Origin of the sequence: Amedibacillus dolichus DSM 3991 (genome assembly GCF_000154285.1) — a bacterium.
Classification (GTDB): Bacteria; Bacillota_I; Bacilli_A; order Erysipelotrichales; family Erysipelotrichaceae; genus Amedibacillus; species Amedibacillus dolichus.
On record NZ_DS483476.1, the window covers coordinates 20,179 to 45,889 of the forward strand.

Genomic DNA, 25,711 nt, shown 5'->3' on the forward strand with positions numbered 1-25,711 from the left:
TATTTCATCTGCCTGCAATTGATAGTTTTGACGAAAATAGTAATATAACAATAAGTATATAATCGTATAACTGATCGTATAGGATATTAAAGAAGCCATAGAAAAAGAAATGATAATACCGGTGAAATAAAAAATAAGAAAACTTGATATAAATGTGCTTAAATAATTTACTATGTGATACGTTAGATTTGACTTAAAGTCCCATCTGTTAATCCCAAAACTAATGAGCTGTATGATGCATATTGCAAACAGAAATAATAAAGTTGATTGCCAAAATATGTTGTTTTCGCTTTGTGAATCCGTTAGAAAACAATTGAATAAGGAATTAAAAAGCATAACAGCTGTATATAGGACACATGTGGAAGAAATATATTTATAAATTGTATTTTTCATAATTTACACCTCACTATTCTTTAGGTAATCTTTTAAATTTTGAATATAATTTCTGGAAATAATCAAATATTCTCCATTTGTCAAAGTAGCTTTTAAACGATGATTCACATAGGGTTTTACATAATTCAAATAGCGTACATTTAACAAGGTTGTTTTTGATATTCGTAAAAAACTTGTTACTTTTAATTCTTCTTCAAGCTTTGTTAATGTTCCCTTATAATAATAAATTTCATTATCGCTGTATAAAAATGTTCTGCGATCAACCGTTTCCGCATATAAGATATCATCTACATCTACCTGTATTGTTTTTTCTTCTTTCGATGCCTCGATTTGCATACCGAATTGTTGAATCATATATGCAAGCTTACGAATCCGAGTAGTTTTATACCTGCATTGAAGCCTAGCAATTTCTTCTGTATATTCTATATTTTCATCAATTTCTACCTTCATATAACCCTCCTGCAACAAAAGCGCCTTTGTTATAATCGTTATATAAAAAAACAGGCAACTTTGCAATAAATATTGCATAAGCTGCCTTTTTCAATGACTGAAATACCTTTTCTAGTCCGAAGGTATCTAATAAGTAAATTATGATTCTAATGAATATATCAACATAACAAATCAAAGCGATAGAAAAGAAAAAGATCGTATAGCTAAAGCAGGCATTTATTGATTTTAAAAATATAAAGCATAAAGGATTTGTTTGTTTTACGTTTTATCGCAAAAATTATCAATACAGAACCAAAATTGTTATAAATGTTCGAGATAAAATCAGAAAGAAAATTCCTATAACAAAATTGTATTTGCTCAATTTTTTACTAGCAAGGAAAGGAATAACAGAAAATTCAAAAGCTGTGTTAAGCAGGATACCGACATAGTCAATTTCTTGAAATAGGATAAAATCCATCGAAAAATGTAAGATAAGAAATATAGACAAGCAAATTAAAAATTGTCTGACAATTAAAAGATAATACTTTTCTTTTATTCTGAAAATAATAAATTGTTTCATCTGCATATAATCTAAAATTGTTCGCAAAATTATATATACGTGTGCAACTATAATCAATAAAGAAAGGAATTGATAAAAGCTCCTTTCAGCAAGATAATAATTTATTAAATTGTAAATTTCTATATTTTTTGAAGAATATATATATAATAGTAGGGAAGTTGATAAAATTAGTGATATTGAGAATAGAATATCAAGAATCAGTTTTTTGCTTTTAATTATGTTCATGGAGATAACCATCTTTCAATTCGTATTTTCTGTCAAATTGTAATTCGTCAAAAGTGTCGTGTGCGGCGATTATGATAGTTTTGTTTGCTTGAATGCTTTTTTTAATCAATTCGTTAAAAGCCTGTATGCTGGCAGTATCTAATCCTCTTGTTGGCTCATCAAGTAAGATAAAATCTTGATTTTCCATAAATGCCTGAATGATACCTGCTTTTTGTCGCATGCCCACAGAATATTTTCCGATTTTTTCTTTGTTGTCAAAATCTAATTGAAATAGATTGCATAAAGCTATGATTCTATTTTTGTCATAGGCTTTGTTAAAGTCAGCTAAAAATTTTAAATTGAATTTTAAAGTTTGATTTTCTAAAAAGCCGGGATTTTCAATTAAGGCACCGATGCGTACATCTGCTGAAAATACTATTTCCCCTGATGTAGGCTTTATTATATCGGTGATTAGTTTAAATAAAGTAGATTTACCACAGCCGTTTATTCCATGAATATAGATAAGTTCTCCTTTGTTTACTGTCATATTTAAATTTTTAAGCACATCATTCTTTTTAAAGCTTTTGTATAAATTTCTGATTGATAAAGTCGCATTCATTTTAATATCCTCCTGATAGTTAGTTAAATATATGATTTACAATGGGCATTACGATGATATATCGGAATATAAAGTTGATAGCTAAAGGAATCATAATATATACCATATTTTTTTCGTTATTTACTTGTAAAAGTATTACTAATTCTTCAATAATGTATATTAACGTGTTAAATATTAAGAAAGTAAAAACTAATTTTTCATAACCTATCGGCATTTCAAAAAAGATAAAGCTTGTCCCATATAATAATAAGCAAAAAATCAGCAGAGAGGTAAAAGAAAGCTTAAAATGTAGATTATGATAGTTTTTAATACCTATTCGTTGAATGATAAATACTGAGATATCTTCAACCATGGAAGTTCGCGTGTATGCAAAAATAATATATGCTACATTTAAAACTGTTGGAATGTAGTTCGAAGTTAAGAATAATGATACAAGGTTGGTTATATTATAGGTTGCAAAAGGGGTAAGAAAAAATAGAAAGCATACAAGTAAGATTCGTTTAGGAGTAAAGTAGTTTAAAAAGATTTTACTCATAGTTTCTTTCCTTTCTCTTTGATAGAAGGCTCAATATAAGAAGCATTATGCAATAAAACAATAGGGTTGTTAGATATGTTAAATAAGGGGATTGAAATATTGTATGATTCACAAAAGGTTGAAGTCCAGGGTTAATTAAGTTAGGTAGAAAAAATAAACTACCGATATACAAGAACAAATCACTATTTGTTAGATTAAAAATAGATCCGCATATTATAGCCGGTAAAGCAGTTAAAAGAATGCCGATAATAAGTCCGCTACCTCTGTATACATATATGTTTTTTATCCATGTAGACAAAGAGTAGATAAAATCTGAATAAATCACAAAGCCTAAAGAGGAAAAAATAAGATAGATAAAAAAACTATTTTGATATGAGTTAGAAAATAAATTGTAATATGTTTGGATATCGTTCTGTTCTAACTGGGAAAAATCGAATGTACCAATTAAAATAAAAAGAGTAAAAATGATTGTTATTTGTATTATTAAATAATAAACAAATGAATAAACGGAGTTAATTAAGAGCATATTTTTATAGTATTTATTAGGATTGACTCGAAGCTTAGTTAAAATCGAAAAGTGAGACTGCTTGTCAATCAATTTATCTACGGCAAAAATATTAGAGGAAGCGATGAATAATAACAAGGTTAATTGTATTGAAGTCATACTGGATTGAACATAATAATAAATCGATATAGGAATGAAATGGATTTCACTTGGATCTAATGATTTGATTAAGTCAGCATAACCTTCCGAATAAAAAATATGGATAACAGATAAAGCGATAAAAATAACAGAGAAGATAATGAAAATTACTTTATTTTTTTGAAGATTTTTAAGATAACTGTAAATCATGGTATGAACCACCTAGCCTTTCTTATCATATTGTCATTTGACAGTAATGGAATAATGATTTTCGATGCTATCTTTTACAGATAATGGAAATATTCCATAATTTTATTTGGTTGTTCTAACCTAATTTAGATTATATCATAAAATAACAAATATTGTTAAAAATAACAAAAATTATTAAAAAATATTGAACGTATCAATAATAGTGCTATAATGGTAGCGGAACAGTAAACTTATTGGAGGTGTTGAAATGAGAAAAAAAGTATTTAGTTTATTATTCTGTGCTGCTGTTTGTTTTGGAACCATGGGAGCAGTGAATGCCTCGACATGGACCGAAGGCGTAACTTTTGTCAATATTCCGGGTGGTGGAAATCAAAAAGTGAATTTATCTAAGGGGAATAAGAAAACCTCAACTGATATTTATGCTTCTTTTGTGCCTACTAAAATGACAGCTCTTTTAGGAAATTCAGCAAGACTTATAACCAAAAGTCAGAATTTAGCTTCTGATTGGGTAGCTCTTTCAAGTGGAAAAGTTAATTATGCGCTTGAAAGAGGTTGTAAGAAAGGTACTACGTATTATTCAGCTGTGAAAAGCAATACAATCGAATGGGGAAACAATAATGATGTAACAATGGATTTTTCGGCAGATAAAAAGTAAGGGCATTCCTTACTTTTTATTACAAAACGGTTCTTGAAAATTAACTATTTATTTTGCTAGAACAACTGTATTTTTGTTATAATATAATGAAGGTGATGAATGAATGAAAATAAAACAATTAACCAAAAGAGAACAGCTAGTTATGGATATATTGTGGAATAGTAAGACGGACTTGTCTGCCAATGATATTTTTTTACATGCGGACAATGTTAGTATTTACACTATTCAACAGGTTTTACAAAGGTTGTTAAAGATGGAGTATATCGAAGTGTCGGGAATAGGACATAATAAAAAATCTATCGCTCGAAAATATCGACCGACTGTTTCACAAGCAGAGTACATTTCTAATTGTGTTAATATTCAAACAAGTTATCAATTAGCATCAAATTATATAAAGACAAGCGATGATTTGTCATTGTTAGATGAACTAGAAGAATTAATCAAAGCAAAAAAAGAGGAACTTAAGGGTTAAAATATGCAAATCACTTTATCGTCTTTATTTATTACTTTAATGGTTGAATGCATATTAATCTTATTATTTTATTTTATAATTACTGCAAGAATCAAATCAAAATTTTTTCGGATTGATTTTTTGACAATTCTTATTATACTGATTTTATTAAGATTGCTTGTTCCGATAGAATTACCATTTACGGTTACTGTTCCTGCACCAATAATCATGAATCCTGTGGCTGTTTTTTTTGATTATGAATTTATCGAGGGTATGAAGATTACCTATTTATTGCTTTTTATTTGGGGATTCGGTTGTATATTCGAAGTTGCTTTTTATGTTAAAAGGCTGTTTAAGCTGAAAGAGTTATATAGGATTATATTGAATAATTGTAAATATGGTAAAGTTTCTGATTTCTTGAAGTCATATAGTGGCTATGATTATCCAGTCTATATTTCACCCTATATATCTGCGCCGATGGTTTTAGGCTTCAAAAAAGTAATTTTATTACCCAAGACGTTGTTTTCTGAGGAAGAAATAAGCAATATAGTATTACATGAAATATATCATATTGAAGCACATGATATATACGTAAAGCAATTGATTAAATTCATTACTATTATATATTGGTGGTTTCCTCCGATATATTTACTACAAAGAGAAATTGATCTATTCTTAGAATTAAGGGCAGATTCGAGAGTTACAAAACAGCTAAACTATTATGAAAGCTTAAACTATGCAAATACATTGATTTCTGTACGACGAAAAATTTCGGCAGAAGCTTTGCCGTCAAAATTATTTTCTACTTGTTTGCTGAGTGAGAATAAAAAAGTGTTATCCTATCGAATTAACTATCTAATAGAAGGAAATTTTCAAAAAAGAACCGGGAAACTAATGCTATTGATGTTGCTCATGGTTCCGATTCTATCTAATTCTATTATATTGGAGCCGTGTTATCCTAATTCATCACTTGTGGAAGGCACTTTTGAAAAAAACGATTTCGAATATATCATTCAGCACAAAGACGGAAGTTATTCATTGATGATTGATAATCAATTCGTTGAAATTAGTGATATTCATGATGAATCATTCGATGGAATAAGAGTTATTAAAGAAAAATAGAGGAGAATATTTTATGAAGAAGATTTTAATATTTACATTGGCATTAGGAACTACATTTATGTTTAATACCAATCTTATAATGATTGAAGCTAATGGAAAGAATTTAATAAATTATGAAACTTTACAACCTAAAAAAGATATTATGGTATGGAAATATAAGATTATTAACGGAAGATTATATAAAAGATTATTTAATGAGTCTAAAGAAAGATGGGAAACTGATTGGATTTTGGTCTAATAATTATAAAATAAAGTTAAATATTTGAGAATAAAGAATCATGAAAATACAATGATTAATGAAGCGATAGAAAAGAAAAAGGTCGTACAGTCTAAGTGAACATTTTAAATTCACAACTGTTACGACCTTTCTTTATCGTTTTGTTAATCCCTGCTGAGCATCTACTAAGGCTTGATGGGCAAGGCGGAGAGTGTTAAAATCACTTTCCTTTTTTAAACAGTCATAAGCATGATAAAAAGCTTTTTCATATATTTCCCATGAGGAAGCAGTATAATCTTCTTTGATAAGCTCTTTGCTGGACATCAGGATCTGTTTGATTTGTTCCATAAGGTCGAAGTATTGATGTTCCTTGTCGATTTCCAAGCATAGCTCATAGAATGTCCAATTCTTATTATGCTCTGTTAGCATGGCTTTTCGTTGGATTTTGCGATCTAAGGCATCAAGCAAAGCGTTGATAGCAAGAATATCTTGATCCTGTAAGTCTCGAAATAACAATAGATCATAAGCTATATGTAAGCTTTCGTCTTTTTCCTCCTTATCAAATCCGTCTAAGGAAAATAAATAGCCGATTTTCTGTGATAGGTCGCTGTCCTTTAGTAGGGTATAGGGAAGTTTTAGATCCCCTAAAACACGTGTAACAGCTCCTTCTTTATAGGTGTGATCACCTAAATATACAAGAACATGTTTTGTCATATATAACCTCTAATATTTTTTAAATTGTTTAAATGCAAAGCTATCCATTTTATGATGCAGGATACAGCTAAGAATAAGCATAGCGATAAGTAAGGCAATGCTTGCGTACTTTATGATTTCATTAGGGAGCATATATGCTGCGATTCCAACAAGTGCTGCACAGCCCCAACCTCCAAACATAGCGATGATACCGGAGATACTATTTTTTACAGCCGTTGCCTCTTGTTCCCAAACTAGCTTTGGGTGCGATAAATCAAGGTAAATACCGATATAGTTAGCAAGTACGGTGCTTACAAGACTGGCTGCCAGTGTCAAAATTAGCATCGGAAGTGGAAAAATAGGAAATAGAAATCCGAAAAGAACTATGGTTAAAATATCGGTAATGACTGCAAGGAAGATACCGCTTAGTACCTTGGCAAATAATTGATCTTTTAAAGGCATAGGAATGTATTTCATGAACATGAGATTGGTTCCCTCTCGAGAAATGGAGGTAGAGCTGACAAGACCCATATTGCCGATAAACAGACCAATCACTATACCGCCAATCAGAAAGTAATACCAATAATCGTTCATCATTGCCATGATTTCCTGCGGCAATAGAGAAGCATCAATGGTTACTCCCTGCACAAGAGGAATCAGGAGCATGAGAATCGGAACAATGAAGGTTGTAGCAACACAATTCATCATATATGCCGGTGTACGAAACAACAGTTTTAATTCCTTTTTCGTATAGGTAATGATTCGATTTTTTTGATGGGCTGCTTTTCCTAATTCTTGATGAGAAAGCTTTTTGCGATTGGAATTGGTTTCACTGAAGCCAATCAAGCCTTTAAAATAAATTGCTTTGGCTAATAATAAACAAAGGAGCAGTGAAACAAAAGAAATCAACAAAAAGAAGATAAGCTGTAAGATATCGTTCTCTACGATGGCTTTTGCGGCAAAAATGGCATTTGGAAATAAATAACCTAAGACGGCGATCAAAGAGTTATTTCCACTTAGCAACAGCTCCATAAGCTCTTGCGGATTGCTTTGTGTAAAGCTTGCGGAATTTACGTAAATAGCAAATCCCAATGCCAAACCGATCGTACAGCCACTGGATATCAGATTGAAACGATCTCGGTTTTTAAAAAACGGTACAAAGCACATAACCAATAAAGAAATAATACTGGATAGCACCAAGGGGTAAATCGGTAACAATAGGAAAACAAGAAGAATAGCAAGAATGCTTACAATACCCAAATCGCCATGCTTGATGATAGCCGCAACGGAGGGCAATAGCACCATGAAAACAAAGGAATATTCGTAAATGAGTACGGTGATAAACTTGCTTCCTAAGATGACTTCCGGCTTCAGCGGTAGTGCCAGCAGTGTTTCTCCGTCATTGCTGAAAAAGAAGATGCTTGGTACTAAAAAGATGGCGAAGAAGAAAGTTATAAAGCAACAAATATAGAAGGTTAGCGCAAGAATGGTTGCATCTTGGTCTAAAAAATGGAAGTTTGTCAGCATCGTATCAACAAAGAAATAAAGTGCAAACATCAGTGGCAGCATGCAGATTCCTAAAAAGCCATACAATAAAATGGTTGTAAGCTTTTTGCTGTTTCCATCACTTAACATGCCCATCGAGTTTTTTAAGGTAACACGTGTCAGTGATAAAAATTTATGCATGGTTAATAACCTCCAGGAACAAGGCTTCTAGGGATTCGCATTGTGGATAGGCTGCTTCCAGTTCCTCCAGTGTTCCGAAAAATAAAATCGTACCCTTGTTAATGATAACCACCTTATCGCAAAGCTTTTCGGCCACCTCTAAAACATGGGTGGAAAAGAATACGGTATTGCCTTTAGCGGCATGCTCCTTCATCATTTCTTTTAACTTAAAGGCGGATTGCGGATCAAGCCCGGTCATCGGTTCATCTAAGATCCATACGTTTGGATCGGATAATAATACACCCATAATAATGATTTTTTGACGCATACCATGAGAATAAGATAAAATCTTATCATTTAAGGCATTGCTCATCTCAAAGGCTTCTGCCAGCTCGTCAATCCGTTGGCGGCGAAGATCACTGTCTACTTCATAAATATCTCCCATGAAATTCAAATATTCAATTCCCTTTAACCGCAGAAACATATCGGCACTATCGGGAACGATACCGAATTCTTTTTTGGCTTCTATCGGATTTTTTACGATATCTTTGCCATTGATGGAAATGCTTCCTTCATCGGGATTTAATACACCGGTAATCATTTTGATGGTCGTTGTTTTCCCGGCACCATTTGGTCCGATGAAACCGACGATTTCACCGGTTGGAATATGCAAGGAAATGTGATCCACCGCTTTATGCTTACCTCCGTAAATCTTAGTTACATTGTTAATCTCAATCATAGTTTTTCTTCCTTTCATCATCATGTGATACACGTTTATTATAGCATTAGAGAAAAAGCTTGCATAGCAACAAAAAGTTACAAACGTAAAAGGGGAAAAGAAGGTTTGATTTTTATAATGTAGGTGGTATGCATTGACAAGTTATGAATGAAAAATGACAGAAAGAAGTTTGATGAAATTTACTTTTATAAATGGATATGCTAAAATTTAGGCTAGCCAATAAAAAGCTATAAAATATTGTTATGTGAAAGTTCGCAGATAGGGAGAGATTGTTATGAAATTAAGCAATAGTTATTTTTATACGATGAGAGAGAATGCCAAGGACGAGGATAGTGTCAGCGGCAATTTGCTAGTCCGTGCGGGAATGATTAAAAAAAGCTCTGCCGGTATTTATATGATCATGCCGATGGGCAAGCGCGTATTGAAAAAAATCGAAGATATCGTCCGTGAGGAAATGGACGCTGCCGGAGCACAGGAACTTTTGATGCCGGCATTGATTCCGGAAGAGGTTTATGAGATTTCCGGTCGTCGTGATGCTTTCGGTTCCAATATGTTTGCGTTAAAGGATCGTTATCAGAAAAACTATGTGCTTGGTCCGACCCATGAGGAGCTGTTTACGTTAGCGGCGATGATGAAGGGACGCTCATATAAAGATTTTCCTTATAATTTATATCAGATTCAAACGAAATTTCGTGATGAAACAAGACCGCGTTATGGCTTGATTCGTACGCGCGAATTTATTATGAAAGATGCTTATTCCTTTGATATTGATAATGAGCATCTACATGAATCTTATATGAAAATGTTTGATGCTTATAAAAAAATCTTCGATCGCTGCGATCTGAATTATAAGATCGTAAAAGCCGATACGGGTGCGATGGGAGGCTCTTTATCCGAAGAATTTCAGGCGATTTGCGATGTCGGAGAGGACGTTGTGGTTACGTGTGAGCATTGTGGGTTCTCCAGTAATTTAGAGATTACGGAGGTTGTCGATCGTGCAGAAGAGTGCAGGGAAGCCTTAAAGACTATGGAAATCGTAGAAACACCAAATGCGAAAACGATAGAGGAAGTTGCGAAATTCTTTGACAAATCTTGTGATGATTTCGTAAAAACACTGATCTATAATGTCGATGGAAAAATATATGCCTTTTTATTGAAGGGGACACGTGAATTAAATGAAACCAAAGTATTGAAACTCTTACAGGCAAATGAGATGGAATTGGCAAGCTTTGAAGAGGTAGAACGCATAACTCATGCGAAGGTAGGCTTTGCCGGACCGATTGGAATTGATTGTCCAATCATCATGGATCGCGAGGTTTCCTATATGAAGAACTTTATTGTGGGAGCGAATAAAAGCGATCATCATATCGTAAATGTGAATTTGCAGGATTTTGAAGTGGAAATGTGTGCGGACATTGCCCAAGTACATGAGGGTGATGTTTGTCCGGTATGCGGGGCACCTTTATCCTTCTGTAAAGGTATCGAGGTAGGTAATACCTTTAAGCTAGGAAATAAATATGCAAAGGCACTTGGCTTGGAATATCTTGATGCTAACAATACTTTGCACCCGGTTGAAATGGGCTGCTATGGCTTAGGATTAGAGAGGACGTTGGCAAGTATCGTGGAACAGCATCATGACGATGACGGTATTATATGGCCTTTATCAGTTGCGCCTTATCAAGTGGCAATCGTGATCGTTTCCATGAAAGATGAGGAACAGGTACGTATTGCAAATGAGTTGTATGAAACATTGAAGGCAGAAGGCTATGATGTGCTGTTAGATGATCGAAAGGAACGTCCGGGTGTTAAATTCAAGGATATGGAGCTAATCGGTATTCCTTATCGTATTACCGTAGGACGTGGGATTGCGCAAGGGAATGTAGAGCTGCGTGCAAGAGGAGCTCATGAGAATGAAGAGGTTGCGATAGAAAACGTTGTAACTTATCTTCAAAATAAATTACAATAAATAAGGATAAGAAAGATGTTGAAAAAATTTACATTTTGTGAAAGTTTTACATAAACATCTTTCTTATTTTTTTGTTTTATAGTATACTAAAAGATAGTATAGACTGTGAAAGGAGCTTGAATATATGAAAGAAGCTTTGTATTTGAATGGAGAATTGGCCATTGTAAATTATAGTCGTGCGTATGCACATTCGTTGGAACAGCTGTTAAATTCTTCTACCTTCAGCAATTATGTTCAAAACTATTTGGAATATTTGCAAGCGCATAATGAGGATTTATACAATTATGCCTTAAATGGAAAGACGGCAAGAGAGGCAACGTTTGAGATTTTAAAGCTGTTTCGCTTATTGCGCGTATTTCGTGTAGAGGAGTTGCAATCAGACTATTTAAATGATAAAGCCTGCCTTTTGGAATTTGTTGAGGAGGGCTATAACTTTTGGAAGCGTCATCAGCGCTTTTCGGTATTATTCAATGCCGAGGGCAGTACCTTACAGGATTTTAACTTCGTAGCTGCGGATTCCAACTTTAATACGATGATCTTATCGGTTTATCGTTCACTAGAGGAGCAGATTCAAGGACGTAAAAATCGTGTGTATCGTCAGCTGCAAGCCGGTACGAATGCGAGTATTGCAGTGCGTGTAAATAGCCATATCAAGCTATCCGATACGTATGCTAAATTAAAAGCAATCCCTTTTATTGAAGGGGTAATGTTGCGTACACCGATGATCCTGCATCCAAAAAGCAATAAGCGTACCGGAATGTTTGAAGAAACAGACCATAATCCGATTGAACGCTTTAGTGGAAACAGTGATGAATGGTTTTGTTACCCATGTAAAATCGGTTCTCTGTTGGCATTTATTTATTTTCATCGTGATTTTATTTCTTCGGCGGTATCCTTGGCAAATCTTTTTGAACTAGCCAATGCCGATGAATGTCGTAAGAAGCCGGATCTGATTTGTTTGTTTGGTAATAAAGATGGATTAGATGCGACTGATTTCTATTATGATGAGCAAGAGGATATTTGGGTAGGAAGTGTCAGCTATCATGAACGTATCGAATATTTCGGTTACTTGAAGAAAATGTCATTAACCTTGCATAATTTACGTAAGATGCAGCAGGGTTGGCTGCCGATTCATGGAGCCTTTGTTAATATTACCTTAAAAAGCGGTAAGCGTAAAAGCATCATGCTGATGGGGGATTCCGGTGCCGGAAAATCCGAATCGATTGAAGCTTTGAAAAATGCCGGAAAAGATGTAATCAAAGATATCGAGGTTGTGTTTGATGATATGGGAACGATTCATTTAGAGGACGGAGTTCCTTATGGACAGGGAACGGAAATCGGTGCATTTATCCGTTTAGATGATTTGGATCCGGGTACTCCTTATCGTGATATGGATCGATCCATCTTCATGAATCCGGAATCCAGCAACAATGCACGTGTTATCACACCTGCCGCACCTTATGAGGTAGTAGCCGAAAATCATCGTATAGATTTATTTGCCTATGCGAATAATTATGATGATAAGAACGGGTTACAGCGCTTAGATATTGATGCAGCTATGGCTACCTGTAAAGAGGGAAAACGAATGGCGAAGGGAACAACGCAGGAGGTAGGTATTTCCACAACCTATTTCGCAAATCCATTCGGGCCGATGCAAAAGCAGGAGGTGTGTGAGCCTTTAATTATGCAGATGTTTGAGGCTATGCGCGACAACGGAGTATTTATCGGTGAAATTTATACTCATTTGGGTTTGGATAAGGAAAATCGCGAGGGAATCAACATTGCGGCTAAAGAGCTGTTAGAATTTATTGAAAAGGACTAACCAACGAAGGAAATCAAGCAGAAATTGTTTGATTTCCTTTTTTACAGGATTAAGTTGTAAACAGAGATATAAGAGAAATCAAATACTTAAAAGAATCAAAAATCGTGGCAGTTCGATAATTAAAGATATCCTTTATTATGTATTGGGCGAAAAAAGAAGTCGGTGCTGAAAAAAGCAAAGGAATGCATATATGTTAAATATTTTATACATTTGTTCATAAAATAATAACAAACACTAAAAAGTGTTTATAAAATGTAGAAATTTTGCTTTTCATGCGTTCGAAAACGCGTTACAATACATAGTAGAATATGGGAGGAATATGATGGAATTTCAAAAAATATTAGAAGCGAATAGTACGCTTCAGCATGTGGTATCGAAGACACCGTTGGTGCATGCAGATAAAATTCATAAAAATCTGTGGATCAAAGCCGAGAATTTGCAAGGTACCGGAGCGTTTAAGCTGCGTGGTGCCTATCATAAAATTTCGCAGTTAAGCTGGGAGGAAAAGGCAAAAGGAGTGATTGCGGCAAGTGCCGGAAATCATGCACAGGGCGTTGCTTATGCGTGTGCGGCTATGAATATCAAGGGGACGATCGTTATGCCAAAAACTGCTCCGTTGTCCAAAATCGAAGCAACACGCAGCTATGGGGTTGAGGTAGAGCTGCAAGGGGATACCTTTAATGATGCGTATGCGTATGCGAAGAATTTGCAGGAGATTACCGGTGCAGTGTTTATCGAGCCCTTTGATGATGAAGCGGTAATTGCCGGACAGGGAACGATTGGTTTGGAAATTATTGAGCGTATGTCTGATGTGGATACGGTAATCGTACCGATTGGCGGAGGAGGCTTGATTAGCGGCATTGCATTGGCAATCAAAACCTTGAAGCCGGATTGTCGTGTGATCGGTGTACAATCGGAAAATGCAGCGAGCATGAAAAATTCTTTGGAACAAAAGAAGATCATTACTTTAGACAGTGTTTCGACGATTGCCGATGGAATTGCGGTTAAAACACCGGGTAAGCTAACCTATGAGCTTTGCCGTCAATATGTTGATGAGGTGGTTAGCGTTTCGGAGGAAGAGATTGCCGCTGCTATATTGTTTTTGTTAGAAAAAATGAAAATGGTAGCTGAGGGTGCGGGAGCAACTTCCGTAGCGGCAGCAATGTTTCATAAGGTTGATTTAGAAAAGCATAAGTGCGTGGCGGTTTTATCCGGTGGAAATATTGATGTCAATTTGCTTTCTAAAATTATTGATTTGGGATTGATGAAAACCGGCAGAAAGGCAGTAATCAATATGAATGTTGTTGATAAGCCGGGAAATTTAACACGTATGCTCGAGCTGATTTCAAGAACCGGCGCAAATATCATTTCCGTTAATCACAATCGTATTCAAAACGGAATTTTATTCCACCAATGTCGTGTGGGAGTGGTGATTGAAACCAATAATCATGCGCACATCAAGGGGGTCATTACCAGTCTGAAGGAAAACGGCTATATGGCAAATTTGGTTGATGGTGATGAAAATTTTAATTGATGCAAAACAGCTATTCGGTTGTTGAGCAGACTTTGCAAATCGCCAAGATGTTTGCGATAGTTCACATGATTATTCTTATCTCGATGTGTTTGTTTTGTGAGCTGATAAAGGAAGGAAGCAAAGTGATTTTTTTGCTGCTGAAGTATGTTCGCAGGCAATGCTTTAGTCATTGCACAGGATTATGGCTTAGCAGTTTTGGTGTTTGCGAAAAAGGCGTTTATCTTATAGGCAAATGGCAACTTTTATACAGAATAAACAATAGATGAACTGCTTTTTGTTAGAGCGAGTGCCAAATAAAGTGGGAAATATCGTCATACAAGGAAGCGCACACGTGAAAATGATAAAAGCTTTGCGCATGTCTTAGCGGATTTTTTACAGCGAAACGGTGGAAAAATGTAAGGCTTTCGTATATACTAATAGTAAAATAAAGGAGGTTTTCTTTATGTATCAAGAAGAAAATTATGTTTCTGTCAGCTATGAAAGTGGTTTGCGTCGCCATGTGGCACATACCTTTTTATGGATGACCATCGGTCTGCTTACAAGTGCCTTGGTGGCTTTGCTGGTATCCTTAACGGATCTGGTTTGGGTAATTTATTCTTCTTCATGGACACCATGGATTTTATTGATTGCTCAATTTGGTGTCGTTATCGCATTGGCAGCACGTATTACTAGCATGAAGCCGTCTATGGCAAGAATTTTATTTCTTGCTTATGCGATACTTACCGGTGTTACCTTTTCAACATTGGGCTTTGCCTATGATTTGGGAACCATCGGTGCTGCATTCCTAATTACTGCGGTTTACTTTGGGTGCTTGGCATTTATCGGTTTAACAACGAAAATCAACCTTTTGCGCTTCGGACCGATTTTGATGATCGGATTGTTTGCATTGATCGTTTGTGAGCTATTGCTGATGCTGTTTGGGGCAAACACAAATACGATGGTATTTGCGGCACTTGGTCTACTGTTGTTTACCGGTATTACTGCGTATGATGCACAGAAAATGAAGGTCTTATATACGCAATACCAAGGTGATGAGGTCATGTTGAAGCGTCTATCCATTTATTCAGCCTTTGACCTATATCTTGATTTCATAAATATCTTCTTATATGTCTTACAATTTTTAGGCGATCGAAACGATTAAGCAATGAGCACTCTTACTGCGGTAAGGGTGTTTTTTTCATGAATGTCGAACGTTAGAAGTTGGAGCAAGGCTTTGTGTTTAAGAGCAGTTTGATGTAAATGTATTTTTTTAGTATTGAATAGCTTTTATTGATTTTCATGCTTGGTGCGAATTGTGTATTTCTATCAATTTTGTATACTTTTTAGTTATTTTATAGTTTCATACATCATGCGTGTAATACTTGCTTATTTCCAATGGGAAAGTAGTGCTTTTCTATATGTAAATGTGGTAAAATAGAAAACGGTGATAGCATGAAAAGTTTATATGATTTTAATTACGATGAAATGGGAGAGATGGCACTTGCACATGGTTGGAAGAAGTTTCGCGGTCATCAGATTTTTCAATGGCTGTATCGTAAGCGTGTCGCATCAATTGATGAAATGAGTGATCTTTCCTTGGAAACAAGAAGAGTTTTGTCAGAAAATTATGAATTGACCGATCTTGAATTGCGGGATAAGCAGGTATCAAGTGATGGGACAACCAAATATTTATTTGCTTTAAAGGACGGTTCTTTGATCGAAAGTGTTTTGATGCAGTTTGATTATGGAAAAAGTATATGTGTAACTTCACAGGTTGGCTGTAATATGGCCTGTGCCTTTTGTGCCAGTGGTCTGACCAAGAAAAAAAGAGACTTAACAAGCGGAGAGATGGTTTCACAGGTGCTGTATGTGCAGCGTGATTTAGATGCACAAAAGGAGCGCTTAAGTCATATCGTGGTCATGGGAACCGGAGAACCGTTTGATAATTATGATCATGTAATGAATTTTTTACGAACGGTGAATCATGATCGAGGCTTAGGTATCGGAGCGCGTCATATTACGATTTCAACATGTGGTGTAGTACCGCGTATTTATGATTTTTCAAAGGAACATACACAATATAATTTGGCAATTTCTTTGCATGCGCCAAGCAATGAATTAAGAAATCAGCTGATGCCGATCAACAAGGCGTATCCTTTGGAGGAATTGATGCAGGCAATTCGTTATTATACAAGCGAAAACAATCGTCGTTTGACCTTTGAATATATTCTGTTAAAGGGTGTAAATGATGGCATGAAGCAAGTCAATGAGTTGGCAAAATTGTTGAAGGGCTTAAATGCTTATGTAAATTTAATACCTTATAATGCGGTAGATGAAAATGGCTTTTTAGGTGTAAAATACGAGGAAGCAATGGTATTTTACGATGCTTTGATGAAGCGCGGTATACGCTGTACGATTCGTAAGGAGCATGGTGCCGATATTGATGCGGCATGTGGACAGCTGCGTGTAAAGCATTTAAGGAAGGAAGATGCGTGATGACGTTGCATAGTTTCGGGAAAACACATATCGGATATAAGCGTGCATTGAACCAAGATACTTTTCTTTTGGAGGAAAGAGATGGAGTGTTATTGGCAATCGTGTGCGATGGAATTGGTGGAGGCAATGGCGGTGAGGTAGCCAGTCAAATGGCATGTGCGCATGTGAAGGATCGTTTTAAAAGCATGCCGAAGTGCTTGCAAGATGTTGATGTAAAGCGTTGGCTGGAAACGACCATTCGCGAGGCCAATGATTTGATCTTTATGCAATCGGCGAAAAAGCGCAGCTTGAAAGGTATGGGTACGACCTTGGTCGGTGTGCTTGTTTGTGAGCAGGGAACCTATATCTTCAATGTCGGAGATTCTCGTACCTATGGCTTATATGCAAAGGATTTTCTTTGTTTAACAGAGGATCATTCCTATATTGCCGCACTTTTGAAAAATGGCCAAATTACCATGGAGGAGGCTGCCAAGCACCCCAATCGCAACGTATTGACCAATGCGTTGGGAATATGGGATCAGGTGCGTATTGATATTCATAAGATCAAAAACGATTATCAGGCCTTGTTGATTTGCAGCGATGGGCTGCATGGCTATGTACATGAAGATGTGCTTCGTGAAATCTTAGCACAATCGATAAGTGCAGAGGAGAAGGTTAATTTGCTAATTCAGAAAGCACTCGATGCCGGTGGCTTTGATAATATCAGTGCTATTGTATTGGAAAGAGAGGGCAGCATACATGGATAAAATGATAGCAGAGCGCTACATGCTGGTATCCTTACTTGGAGAAGGCGGCATGGCAGATGTTTATTTGGCAATTGATACCATTTTAAACCGTGAGGTTGCGATTAAGATTTTACGTGGGGAGCTTAGCAAAGATCCGGTTACCCTGCTTCGTTTTCAAAGAGAGGCAAGTGCCGTCAGTAAGCTGAATCACCCCAATGTTGTTGATGTATATGATGTAGGCGAATATGAAGGAAAGCATTACATCGTAATGGAATATATTCGCGGGCGTACATTGAAACAGTTGATTTCTCAGCGTGGTGCCTTGCATAAGGAGGAAGCTGTAAATATCATGAAGCAGCTTACCAGTGCAGTAGAACATGCACATGAAAATCATATTATCCATCGGGATATTAAACCGCAAAATATTTTGGTAAAAGATGATGGAACAATCAAGATTACCGATTTTGGAATTGCGTTGGCACATGATGCCGTACAGCTGACACAAAATGATGCAGTGCTTGGAAGTGCTCATTATTTAGCTCCGGAGACAACACGAGGTGAGGCTCCGACAGTACAGGTGGATATTTATGCATTGGGAATTGTTTTTTATGAACTATTAACCGGCAGTGTGCCGTTTAAGGGTGATAATCCGGTACAAATCGCAATGAAGCATTTACGTGAGGAGATTCCAAGTGTATGTGAATTTAATCCGACATTACCGCAGGCAGTAGAAAATATTATCCTACGTGCTACGGTAAAAAATCGTGAGCAGCGCTATCACAGTGCGAAGGAAATGCTATATGATTTGGAGTGCTGCTTAAAGCCGGAATATGCCCATGTGGATAAGCTGAAATTTACCGCTGAAGATGATCCGACACGTATTATGCATAAGGAAACAGCGGAAAGCTCCTCTTTAGAAGAGGAAAAAACAAAACGGCTGAATAAAACGATCGTGATTGCAGTTAGCTTGATTTGTGTTGTTATTGCCGCAGTGCTGCTGTGGTTTGCCTTCGGACATGAAAAAAGTATCATGATTCCTAATATTACAACTGCTCAAACTAAGCAGGAAGCTATTAAGACTTTGACAGAAAGTGGATTTGAGGAAGAAAATATCGAAATTAAGGAAGAATTATCCGACAATATTGAAAAGGGATATGTAATCAAGGTATCTCCGAAGGTGGGAGAAAAGGCAAGGGTATCGCAAACCATCACACTAAGTATTTCCCGTGGAACCTATTTTGTGATGAAGGATTATCGCAATGAAGAGCTTGCGCAAGTGGAGGCAGAGCTAAAAGCAGCGATGCCGAAGCTGAAGCTTCATGTAACAAAGGAACAGCGCTCAGGCATTTTGCCGGGAAGAATTTTGGCACAGAGTGGTATTGATATTGGCGAAAAGCTTGATCCGGAAAAGGAATATACCTTAAACGTAACGGTTTCCGAACATATGCAGTATGTGATTGAGGGAATCATCGGACTTCCTTATCAAGAAGCGGTTGCTTTGATTGAAGAAAAAACCGGAGTAAAGCCGGTGCTGGAACAATTAGATGCCAGTGATCTTAGCGAGGAGGAAAAAGCTAAGATCAAGCCGGGGGTTGTCGTTGAGGTTGATCCTAAAGAAGGGACAGCATATACGCAAGACGGAGAAAGCGTCATAACGATACGGTTTTATTGATATGAAAAAGGCACGTATTATAAAAATTGTATCCAATCGCTATGAGGTATTGGACGAAGATAAACAACGCTTTATCTGTGTGGCTATGGGGAAGCTGCGCAAAGCAAAATCTCCGGTGGTTGGAGATATGGTGGAAATCGAGCATTATGATGATCGTTGGGCAATTGAACGGGTATTGGCACGTAAAAACGAGCTTATACGCCCTTCCATTGCGAATGTAGATCAAGCGATCATTGTGATGTCTGCCAAAGATCCCGATTTTTCTACGACATTAGTCGATCGCTTGATTTTTCAAGTTGTATATGCAAACATTCAGCCGATCCTATGTTTCACAAAGATGGATCTGGTTGAAAAAGATGATCCTATTTATGCTCAAATCGAGGATTATCGTAAAAGCGGCTATGCGCTATATCTATCCGGAAAGGGTTATGACGATGATAAGCTCGTGTGTGCTTTACAGGGCAAAATCAGTGTTTTGTGTGGACAAAGCGGTGCGGGGAAAAGTTCCTTGTTGAATCGTATTGAGCCAAGTTTTCAGCTACAAACACAAGAGATTTCCAAAGCCTTAGGGCGTGGTAAGCATACGACAAGACATTGTGAGCTGCATGCGGTGGCCGGTGGTTGGGTTGGCGATACTCCGGGCTTTTCGTCCATGGATTTTCAATATATGGATATCGCTAAGCTGGCAGCGCGGATACCGGATTTTAAAGATTATTTAGGAATGTGTCGCTTCAAAGACTGTATTCATGAAAAGGAACCGGATTGCTATATTATGAAGATGGTCGAGGAAGGGAAAATATCACGAATTCGTTATCAAAATTATGTGGATATTGTGGCTGTGATCAAGCAGCGTAAAATAAAGTATTAGGAGGATTAGGATATGAAGGAATTGGTTATAGCACCATCAATTTTATCATTGGACTTTGCACGTGTGGAGGAACAGCTGAAGGAATTGAACAGCAGACATGCGAAATGGCTGCACTTTGACGTCATGGACGGTCATTTTGTACCGAATCTGACGTTTGGACCGGATATTTTGAAGGGATTTAAAAAAGCAGTGGATATGGTCATGGACGTTCATATCATGGTAAGCGATCCGGTATTTTTTGCAGATGTATTCGCTAAAGCGGGTGCCGATATCATCACCTTTCATTTGGAGGCGGTAGAGGATATTGATGCTTGTATTCGACTATGTCGCCATATTCGCTCTTTGGGAGTTAAGGTCGGTGTTTCGGTTAAACCGAAAACATCGCCGGAAGTTCTGCTTCCGTATTTGCAGGAAATGGATATGGTACTTGTGATGTCCGTAGAGCCCGGGTTTGGTGGACAGTCCTTCATGGAGGCAATGCTTGATAAGGTACGCTTGCTGCGTAAGGAAATTGATGCGAAAGGCTATGCTACACGTATTCAAATTGATGGCGGCATCAATGAGGAAACTGGTAAACTGGCTGTGGAAGCGGGCTGTGATGTTTTGGTTGCCGGAAGCTATGTTTTTAAAGGGGATATTCACGAAAGAGTTGATCGTTTGTTATGGCAAAAGTAATGCTGGTAGCAGGTCTTGCAAAGCATATACCGATTATAGAAGGTATGGATTATATCGGTGTTGATTATGGGGCTGTTTGTTGTTTGCACCAAAAGCTTCCATTGGTTTTAGCGGTAGGGGATTTTGACAGCACAACCAAAGAGGAATTGGACGCATTGAAAAAAAACTGTAAGGTGCATCAATTACCCATACAGAAAAATGAAACCGATAGTGAAGAAGCGATACGCTGTGCAATAGAGCTTGGTTATGATGAAATCATCTTATACGGTGGCTTAGGTGGACGCTTGGATCATGAATTAGCAAATTTGCACTTGTTGCTGTATCGTGATCTGCCATTAACCTTGATGAATGAACATAATGTGATGAAGGTGCTTTTGCCGGGCAGTTATACGATTCAGAAACAATATCGCTATCTATCGTTTTTCGCAATCGAAGAGAGTGTTATTAGTGAGAGCGGAGTGGCTTATCCGTTGTGTGAAAAGCACTTACGTCCACGAGATATTTTTGCAGTATCCAATGAAATATCTCAACAAGAAGCAGAAATTATTGTTCATGAGGGAAAAGTGTTGATGATTCAAAGTGATGATGAAAACGCATGATGCGTTTTCTTTTTATTTGAGTATAATAATAGTAGTAAGGAGGCGATGTTATGCTGAAAATGCAAACCGCTCAAGGAGAACTGTTAATTGAAAAAGGAAAGAGTATTTATGAGCTAGTGGAAAAGCAGGCTGATAAAGAACATATTTATGCTGTTATCATCAATGGAAAGCTACATGATTTACGCTATTGCGTACAAGAGGGAGGAAGCCTTCGTTTTGTATATGCAAAAAGTGAAACCGGACGTTTGATTTATGAGCGGACCTTATTGTTTTTGTTGATTGCGGCAGCCCATGAATATCGAAGGGATCTGCATATCATTGCACAGCATTCTTTATCGGAGGGAGTATATTGTGATGTGCGATGCACCAATACATTCACACCCTTAGATGTAGTGGAAATCGAGAAAAAAATGAAAGCGATCATTGCACGTAAGGAAAGTATTTATCGTAAGGTAGTAAGCACTAAGGAAGCTGCGGCTTATTTTGAAGCTAAGGGCATGCTTTATAAAGCTGATATGTTAGCCCAACGGAAAAGTAAAAAGAGCAGTATTTATACGCTGTGTGGAGTAGATGATTATTTTTACGGTATCATGTTACCGGATACCTCCTATCTCAAGGAGTTTTCGATTTGCTTTTACAAGCAAGGTATTTGGCTTTCTGCTCAAGGGCAGTTTACTGCCCAAACGAAGCTGTTTCAGGTTTTTCAGGAATATGAGGCTTGGGGCAGATTGGTTGGAATCTCCAATGTAGCACAGCTGAATAAACGGATTTTGAATGGTGATATGAACGATTTGGTGCTGATGAGTGAAACAATGGTAGAAAAAAAACTAGCACAGCTTGCAGATCAAATCGTACATCGAGCAGCGCCCGTTCGCTGTGTTTTGATTGCCGGACCAAGTTCAGCCGGAAAAACGACCTTCTCCAAGCGTTTGTCCATTCATTTGCAATTATTGGGAAAGCAGCCGGTTGCAATTTCCATGGACGATTTTTATGTGAATCGCACTGATACACCGAAAAACGCTGATGGCTCTTACAATTTTGAAGCTTTAGAGGCGGTGGATCTAATACTTTTCCAACATAGCATTAACGCTTTATTAAAGGGAGAAGAGGTTGTGCTTCCACGCTATGATTTTCAAAAAGGAGTACGAACGTGGCATACAAAGGGGATTCGATTAAAGCGTGATGATATTTTGATCATTGAAGGGATTCATGGCTTAAATCCGAAAACGAGTGAGCATTTGCCACCAACCGCTATTTTTAAAATTTATATCAATGCGTTTACGCATTTAAATTTAGATGATCATAATCGTATTCCAACAAGTGATTATCGTCTGATTCGCAGAATTGCCAGAGATTATCAATTTCGAGGTTGGAGTGCCGAAGAAACGATTGCCTCTTGGAAAAGCGTACGAGATGGTGAAGATACGTACATTTATCCATATCAAGAAGAAGCCGATGTCTTTTTCAATTCCTCTATGATCTATGAACTGTCAATTTTGAAAAAGCTTGTTATTCCGCTTTTAGAAGCAATCCCCAAAGAGAGCGCTGCTTATTTAGAAGCGAATCGTTTAAGTAAGCTATTGGAATATTTTGCAGATGGTGATGAGGCTGCGATTCCACGTCATTCAATTTTAGCGGAATTTATCGGAAACAGCATCTTCGACTTATAAAAATAAAACCCTGTCATCGACAGGGTTTCGTTTACTCTCTTAGATAGCGTTCTTATTTTTTAATGTTTTCAACGCACGAGCACTGATACGGATCGTTTGAGGTTTCCCATCAACGATAACTTTAACTTTCTGTAAATTTACGTTCCAGTTACGGCGAGTAGCACGCATAGAGTGAGAGCGTTTGTTTCCAGATAATGGACCTTTACCTGTAATTGCACAGACCTTTGACATATCGTTTCCTCCTTCCGTACAATACACATTCGTTTAAAACACGATTTGCTAAAATAGTATAGCATTTCTTACAAAAAAATGCAAGCTGAAAAACTCCATTTTTTATACATTCGTAGATGTGCAAGATGATTGTATCATATTTCAGCTGAAATGTTGATAGAAAATGAAGAAAATTGAATAAAATTTTAAAGAAAGATGAGGATTTATCGGCAAAAGACGACCGATTTTTCCATAATTCGGTTATTTTTGCATTGTGTATTGCAAATACCATGTAATTTTGTTAAATTATAGCTATACAGAATCACTAAGTGATCAGGAGGAAATTATGAAAAAACTACTAAGTTGTTTAGCGCTTGCATTAGTGCTTACCGGCTGTGGCGGCGGAGGAGGAGAAAAAGCTCCGGAAAAAGTTACGAAAACATGTCAGCTAAGTGCCGGTGAAGGAATTGTTGTCGATGTTGTCGGCGAAGCGGCAGATGAAAAATCAAAGGTTGATGTTATCCACATGAAAACCAATATTAATTTTGAGGATTTAGGAGTATCGGCAGATGCCTTTAAGGAAGTTAGCGATGAGCAAAAACAAGAGCTTACCGATCAAATGAAAACTACTATTTTAACCTCTATGGGAATTGATGAAAGCGACGGCGTAACTTTCGTAAAAAACGAATTTACAGATAATGGATATGAACTGCATGCAACCTTTGATGTTGATTTGTTGGCTAAGGCATTAGGTGCGGAAGCAACTGATGAAATGAATCTTGAAGCATTTGTAGAGGGCATGGAAGAAAGTGGCATGACTTGCAAATAATGTTGATTGAAAGATGCGATTAAGCATCTTTTTTTCATATTGTTAAAGTCCTTTTGATAAGAATGAGGCACTCTTTATAGGGTGGTGTGTAAGAGTTGAAAACGATGCGGAAAGAGAGAAATGAAAAAGCATGGAAAAATATAGATAAAAATGATGAAAATGTTTTTAAACGCAATTATTTATGGTATGATATATGCAGTGAAATTGTACGAAAATATGGATAAGGGGGTTATAGCCTTATGAATGAACAAAAGGAAATATACGCGTCCATAGAAATCGGTGATCATGAAGTACGTTTGGTTGCCGGTGAATTCTATGAAACGCGATTTCATATATTGCGTGTTGAACGATGTGAGCTGCAAGGTATTGAGCATAAGCTTATCGTAGATGAGCAAGCAGTTGTAGCGGCTATTCGCAAAGCAGTTCATAAAGTGGAAGAAGTATTGGGCTTTCCATTACATCGTGTATTGTTGGCATTGCCGAGCATGCATGTCGAACGTCATACCAAGCGTGTGCAGGTAGTTCCGCAGGCAAGCAGCAAGCGCATTCGTTTAAGCGATATTCAAGGTGGTTTAAATCAGGCAATCGCTTATAAACCGAGTGATGATTTGGAATTGGTGAATGTCGGTTGTATCAAATACATAACAGGAGGCATCACATCACGAAAAATGCCGCTTGATGAGGTGAGTGAGCTTTTGACGATGAGCGTGGATTTGCTTTATGCCGATAAAGAAATTGTTTATTCCTATGCTCGTTGTATTGAAAAAGCCGGTTTGGAAATTCTAGATGTTTGTTTGGATTCGTATGCGATTGCCAATGAAGCGGCGGTGTTTGAACAAACAGTGGATAAATATGTCATTTTGGTAAATCTCGCACGACAGGATACGACCTTGTCATTGTTCTCTCATGGAAAATTGGTAAACAGTGAAATCTTACATCAAGGCTATGGAGAATGGCTAAAACCTTTTCATGAGGAATGTGGGTTATCTGCGAAGATCAGCTATCGACTTTTGCAAAATACTTGCACATTTGATGAAGCAAGGGCAAAGGATAATGTGATTTATATTTGGTCGGTTGGAAACGAGCAAAAACAGCTGACGGAAAAAGCGGTTTGTAAGCGTGTTATGCCAAGTATCCTAGCTTGGATAAAAACGGTGAATGAGGCTTGTGAGAGTATTGTTGAAAACGGAGATGTTCGCTATTTGATCAGCGGAGAAGGCTGTGAGATTGCTTCCCTTTCACAAGTGCTTTCTGCTTTCAATGCACCGGCGCAGATGTATGTACCGCAAACCATCGGGGCAAGAAATCCTGCCTATGTTGCTTGTTTAGGTTTGTTTTATTGTTGGAAGGAGCAGCAAGCTATTCGCCATGATGAGCGTACAAGCTGTGAAAGCGATGAGGTGAATGAGGCATTGCATATTTCACCGCGTAAAAATACCGTTGATGAAGGCGGGTTTACAAAACGATTGAAAAGTATATTGCTAAATGATAAATAAGAAGAGAGCGAGGAA

General features: G+C 37.0%; 24 protein-coding genes. 17 read left to right on the forward strand and 7 right to left on the reverse strand.

All coding sequences use genetic code 11. The features are described 5' to 3' along the window. Window positions 1-396: 396 nt before the first annotated feature. From EUBDOL_RS06510 to EUBDOL_RS06530, 3 genes are all read right to left on the reverse strand, one after another. Window positions 397-843, reverse strand: a complete 447-nt coding sequence (locus EUBDOL_RS06510; RefSeq protein WP_004799820.1) for a LytTR family DNA-binding domain-containing protein — start codon at window positions 841-843, stop codon at window positions 397-399. A gap of 770 nt (window positions 844-1,613) precedes the next feature. Next, a complete protein-coding gene (locus tag EUBDOL_RS06520) occupies window positions 1,614-2,225 on the reverse strand; it encodes an ATP-binding cassette domain-containing protein (protein ID WP_004799825.1) in 612 nt (203 codons plus the stop codon). 527 nt (window positions 2,226-2,752) lie between these two features. Further along, on the reverse strand, window positions 2,753-3,613 hold the full coding sequence (locus tag EUBDOL_RS06530) for a hypothetical protein (RefSeq protein ID WP_004799829.1): 861 nt from the start codon (window positions 3,611-3,613) through the stop codon (window positions 2,753-2,755). Window positions 3,614-3,860: 247 nt separating this feature from the next. On the opposite strand from EUBDOL_RS06530, the gene EUBDOL_RS10995 reads away from it, so the two are divergent. From EUBDOL_RS10995 to EUBDOL_RS06550, 4 genes are all read left to right on the forward strand, one after another. Next, window positions 3,861-4,268 (forward strand): hypothetical protein, encoded by a 408-nt coding sequence (locus tag EUBDOL_RS10995; protein ID WP_004799831.1) that lies wholly within the window; start codon window positions 3,861-3,863, stop codon window positions 4,266-4,268. Between the two features lie 103 nt (window positions 4,269-4,371). After that, window positions 4,372-4,740: a BlaI/MecI/CopY family transcriptional regulator gene (locus EUBDOL_RS06540; protein ID WP_004799833.1), complete on the forward strand. Its 369-nt coding sequence runs from the start codon at window positions 4,372-4,374 to the stop codon at window positions 4,738-4,740. A 3-nt stretch (window positions 4,741-4,743) separates the two neighbouring features. Further along, window positions 4,744-5,841: a M56 family metallopeptidase gene (locus EUBDOL_RS06545; protein ID WP_040463422.1), complete on the forward strand. Its 1,098-nt coding sequence runs from the start codon at window positions 4,744-4,746 to the stop codon at window positions 5,839-5,841. A gap of 13 nt (window positions 5,842-5,854) precedes the next feature. Beyond that, complete coding sequence (locus EUBDOL_RS06550) at window positions 5,855-6,079, forward strand: hypothetical protein (protein ID WP_004799837.1); 225 nt, start codon at window positions 5,855-5,857, stop codon at window positions 6,077-6,079. A gap of 132 nt (window positions 6,080-6,211) precedes the next feature. Here the strand turns inward: EUBDOL_RS06550 and EUBDOL_RS06555 are convergent, their stop codons facing one another. From EUBDOL_RS06555 to EUBDOL_RS06565, 3 genes are read right to left on the reverse strand one after another with little or no spacing between them, the layout of a single operon-like run. After that, window positions 6,212-6,772 (reverse strand): DUF3783 domain-containing protein, encoded by a 561-nt coding sequence (locus EUBDOL_RS06555; protein ID WP_004799843.1) that lies wholly within the window; start codon window positions 6,770-6,772, stop codon window positions 6,212-6,214. Between the two features lie 9 nt (window positions 6,773-6,781). Next, on the reverse strand, window positions 6,782-8,437 hold the full coding sequence (locus EUBDOL_RS06560; protein WP_004799845.1) for a hypothetical protein: 1,656 nt from the start codon (window positions 8,435-8,437) through the stop codon (window positions 6,782-6,784). Beyond that, window positions 8,430-9,155: an ABC transporter ATP-binding protein gene (locus tag EUBDOL_RS06565; protein WP_022420683.1), complete on the reverse strand. Its 726-nt coding sequence runs from the start codon at window positions 9,153-9,155 to the stop codon at window positions 8,430-8,432. Before EUBDOL_RS06565 ends, EUBDOL_RS06560 begins: the two co-directional genes overlap by 8 nt. A 274-nt stretch (window positions 9,156-9,429) precedes the next feature. Between EUBDOL_RS06565 and EUBDOL_RS06570 the strand changes: the two genes are divergently transcribed. From EUBDOL_RS06570 to EUBDOL_RS06620, 11 genes are all read left to right on the forward strand, one after another. Continuing rightward, window positions 9,430-11,121: a proline--tRNA ligase gene (locus EUBDOL_RS06570; RefSeq protein ID WP_040463426.1), complete on the forward strand. Its 1,692-nt coding sequence runs from the start codon at window positions 9,430-9,432 to the stop codon at window positions 11,119-11,121. A gap of 124 nt (window positions 11,122-11,245) precedes the next feature. Then, window positions 11,246-12,943 (forward strand): phosphoenolpyruvate carboxykinase (ATP), encoded by a 1,698-nt coding sequence (locus EUBDOL_RS06575; protein ID WP_004799849.1) that lies wholly within the window; start codon window positions 11,246-11,248, stop codon window positions 12,941-12,943. A 322-nt stretch (window positions 12,944-13,265) separates the two neighbouring features. Next, window positions 13,266-14,477: a threonine ammonia-lyase gene (gene ilvA / locus EUBDOL_RS06580; RefSeq protein ID WP_040463429.1), complete on the forward strand. Its 1,212-nt coding sequence runs from the start codon at window positions 13,266-13,268 to the stop codon at window positions 14,475-14,477. 442 nt (window positions 14,478-14,919) lie between these two features. Further along, window positions 14,920-15,618, forward strand: a complete 699-nt coding sequence (locus tag EUBDOL_RS06585) for a Bax inhibitor-1/YccA family protein (protein ID WP_022420678.1) — start codon at window positions 14,920-14,922, stop codon at window positions 15,616-15,618. A 290-nt stretch (window positions 15,619-15,908) separates the two neighbouring features. Then, window positions 15,909-16,952 carry a 23S rRNA (adenine(2503)-C(2))-methyltransferase RlmN gene (gene rlmN, locus EUBDOL_RS06590; RefSeq protein WP_004799853.1) on the forward strand — a complete coding sequence of 348 codons (1,044 nt, stop codon included), beginning with the start codon at window positions 15,909-15,911 and terminating at the stop codon, window positions 16,950-16,952. Next, entirely contained in the window at window positions 16,952-17,698 is a 747-nt protein-coding gene (locus tag EUBDOL_RS06595; RefSeq protein ID WP_004799854.1) for a Stp1/IreP family PP2C-type Ser/Thr phosphatase, read from the forward strand. Before rlmN ends, EUBDOL_RS06595 begins: the two co-directional genes overlap by 1 nt. Continuing rightward, on the forward strand, window positions 17,691-19,349 hold the full coding sequence (pknB, locus tag EUBDOL_RS06600) for a Stk1 family PASTA domain-containing Ser/Thr kinase (RefSeq protein ID WP_004799855.1): 1,659 nt from the start codon (window positions 17,691-17,693) through the stop codon (window positions 19,347-19,349). Before EUBDOL_RS06595 ends, pknB begins: the two co-directional genes overlap by 8 nt. A 1-nt stretch (window position 19,350) precedes the next feature. After that, window positions 19,351-20,217, forward strand: a complete 867-nt coding sequence (gene rsgA, locus EUBDOL_RS06605; RefSeq protein ID WP_004799856.1) for a ribosome small subunit-dependent GTPase A — start codon at window positions 19,351-19,353, stop codon at window positions 20,215-20,217. Between the two features lie 12 nt (window positions 20,218-20,229). Continuing rightward, window positions 20,230-20,892: a ribulose-phosphate 3-epimerase gene (gene rpe / locus EUBDOL_RS06610; protein ID WP_004799857.1), complete on the forward strand. Its 663-nt coding sequence runs from the start codon at window positions 20,230-20,232 to the stop codon at window positions 20,890-20,892. Continuing rightward, window positions 20,880-21,491: a thiamine diphosphokinase gene (locus EUBDOL_RS06615; RefSeq protein WP_004799864.1), complete on the forward strand. Its 612-nt coding sequence runs from the start codon at window positions 20,880-20,882 to the stop codon at window positions 21,489-21,491. The genes rpe and EUBDOL_RS06615 overlap by 13 nt, the downstream gene beginning before the upstream one ends. Before the next feature lie 50 nt (window positions 21,492-21,541). Continuing rightward, window positions 21,542-23,161 carry a nucleoside kinase gene (locus EUBDOL_RS06620; RefSeq protein WP_004799866.1) on the forward strand — a complete coding sequence of 540 codons (1,620 nt, stop codon included), beginning with the start codon at window positions 21,542-21,544 and terminating at the stop codon, window positions 23,159-23,161. 39 nt (window positions 23,162-23,200) lie between these two features. Here the strand turns inward: EUBDOL_RS06620 and rpmB are convergent, their stop codons facing one another. Continuing rightward, on the reverse strand, window positions 23,201-23,392 hold the full coding sequence (rpmB, locus tag EUBDOL_RS06625; protein WP_004799868.1) for a 50S ribosomal protein L28: 192 nt from the start codon (window positions 23,390-23,392) through the stop codon (window positions 23,201-23,203). Window positions 23,393-23,717: 325 nt separating this feature from the next. On the opposite strand from rpmB, the gene EUBDOL_RS06630 reads away from it, so the two are divergent. Beyond that, window positions 23,718-24,200, forward strand: coding sequence for a hypothetical protein (locus EUBDOL_RS06630; protein ID WP_004799870.1), 483 nt, complete (start codon window positions 23,718-23,720; stop codon window positions 24,198-24,200). A gap of 239 nt (window positions 24,201-24,439) precedes the next feature. Continuing rightward, window positions 24,440-25,696: a cell division protein FtsA gene (locus tag EUBDOL_RS06635; RefSeq protein WP_004799875.1), complete on the forward strand. Its 1,257-nt coding sequence runs from the start codon at window positions 24,440-24,442 to the stop codon at window positions 25,694-25,696. Window positions 25,697-25,711: the final 15 nt, after the last annotated feature.

What these genes read in the sequence shown, in the direction of transcription:
- EUBDOL_RS06565 (WP_022420683.1), bottom strand. Translation starts at nt 9,155, where the DNA reads ATGATTGAGATTAACAATGTAACTAAGATTTACGGAGGTAAGCATAAA.
- rpe (WP_004799857.1), top strand. Translation starts at nt 20,230, where the DNA reads ATGAAGGAATTGGTTATAGCACCATCAATTTTATCATTGGACTTTGCA.
- EUBDOL_RS06530 (WP_004799829.1), bottom strand. Translation starts at nt 3,613, where the DNA reads ATGATTTACAGTTATCTTAAAAATCTTCAAAAAAATAAAGTAATTTTC.
- pknB (WP_004799855.1), top strand. Translation starts at nt 17,691, where the DNA reads ATGGATAAAATGATAGCAGAGCGCTACATGCTGGTATCCTTACTTGGA.
- EUBDOL_RS06555 (WP_004799843.1), bottom strand. Translation starts at nt 6,772, where the DNA reads ATGACAAAACATGTTCTTGTATATTTAGGTGATCACACCTATAAAGAA.
- rsgA (WP_004799856.1), top strand. Translation starts at nt 19,351, where the DNA reads ATGAAAAAGGCACGTATTATAAAAATTGTATCCAATCGCTATGAGGTA.
- EUBDOL_RS06540 (WP_004799833.1), top strand. Translation starts at nt 4,372, where the DNA reads ATGAAAATAAAACAATTAACCAAAAGAGAACAGCTAGTTATGGATATA.
- EUBDOL_RS06635 (WP_004799875.1), top strand. Translation starts at nt 24,440, where the DNA reads ATGAATGAACAAAAGGAAATATACGCGTCCATAGAAATCGGTGATCAT.
- rpmB (WP_004799868.1), bottom strand. Translation starts at nt 23,392, where the DNA reads ATGTCAAAGGTCTGTGCAATTACAGGTAAAGGTCCATTATCTGGAAAC.
- ilvA (WP_040463429.1), top strand. Translation starts at nt 13,266, where the DNA reads ATGGAATTTCAAAAAATATTAGAAGCGAATAGTACGCTTCAGCATGTG.
- EUBDOL_RS06550 (WP_004799837.1), top strand. Translation starts at nt 5,855, where the DNA reads ATGAAGAAGATTTTAATATTTACATTGGCATTAGGAACTACATTTATG.
- EUBDOL_RS06520 (WP_004799825.1), bottom strand. Translation starts at nt 2,225, where the DNA reads ATGAATGCGACTTTATCAATCAGAAATTTATACAAAAGCTTTAAAAAG.
- EUBDOL_RS10995 (WP_004799831.1), top strand. Translation starts at nt 3,861, where the DNA reads ATGAGAAAAAAAGTATTTAGTTTATTATTCTGTGCTGCTGTTTGTTTT.
- EUBDOL_RS06545 (WP_040463422.1), top strand. Translation starts at nt 4,744, where the DNA reads ATGCAAATCACTTTATCGTCTTTATTTATTACTTTAATGGTTGAATGC.
- EUBDOL_RS06560 (WP_004799845.1), bottom strand. Translation starts at nt 8,437, where the DNA reads ATGCATAAATTTTTATCACTGACACGTGTTACCTTAAAAAACTCGATG.
- EUBDOL_RS06570 (WP_040463426.1), top strand. Translation starts at nt 9,430, where the DNA reads ATGAAATTAAGCAATAGTTATTTTTATACGATGAGAGAGAATGCCAAG.
- EUBDOL_RS06595 (WP_004799854.1), top strand. Translation starts at nt 16,952, where the DNA reads ATGACGTTGCATAGTTTCGGGAAAACACATATCGGATATAAGCGTGCA.
- EUBDOL_RS06585 (WP_022420678.1), top strand. Translation starts at nt 14,920, where the DNA reads ATGTATCAAGAAGAAAATTATGTTTCTGTCAGCTATGAAAGTGGTTTG.
- EUBDOL_RS06615 (WP_004799864.1), top strand. Translation starts at nt 20,880, where the DNA reads ATGGCAAAAGTAATGCTGGTAGCAGGTCTTGCAAAGCATATACCGATT.
- EUBDOL_RS06620 (WP_004799866.1), top strand. Translation starts at nt 21,542, where the DNA reads ATGCTGAAAATGCAAACCGCTCAAGGAGAACTGTTAATTGAAAAAGGA.
- EUBDOL_RS06510 (WP_004799820.1), bottom strand. Translation starts at nt 843, where the DNA reads ATGAAGGTAGAAATTGATGAAAATATAGAATATACAGAAGAAATTGCT.
- rlmN (WP_004799853.1), top strand. Translation starts at nt 15,909, where the DNA reads ATGAAAAGTTTATATGATTTTAATTACGATGAAATGGGAGAGATGGCA.
- EUBDOL_RS06630 (WP_004799870.1), top strand. Translation starts at nt 23,718, where the DNA reads ATGAAAAAACTACTAAGTTGTTTAGCGCTTGCATTAGTGCTTACCGGC.
- EUBDOL_RS06575 (WP_004799849.1), top strand. Translation starts at nt 11,246, where the DNA reads ATGAAAGAAGCTTTGTATTTGAATGGAGAATTGGCCATTGTAAATTAT.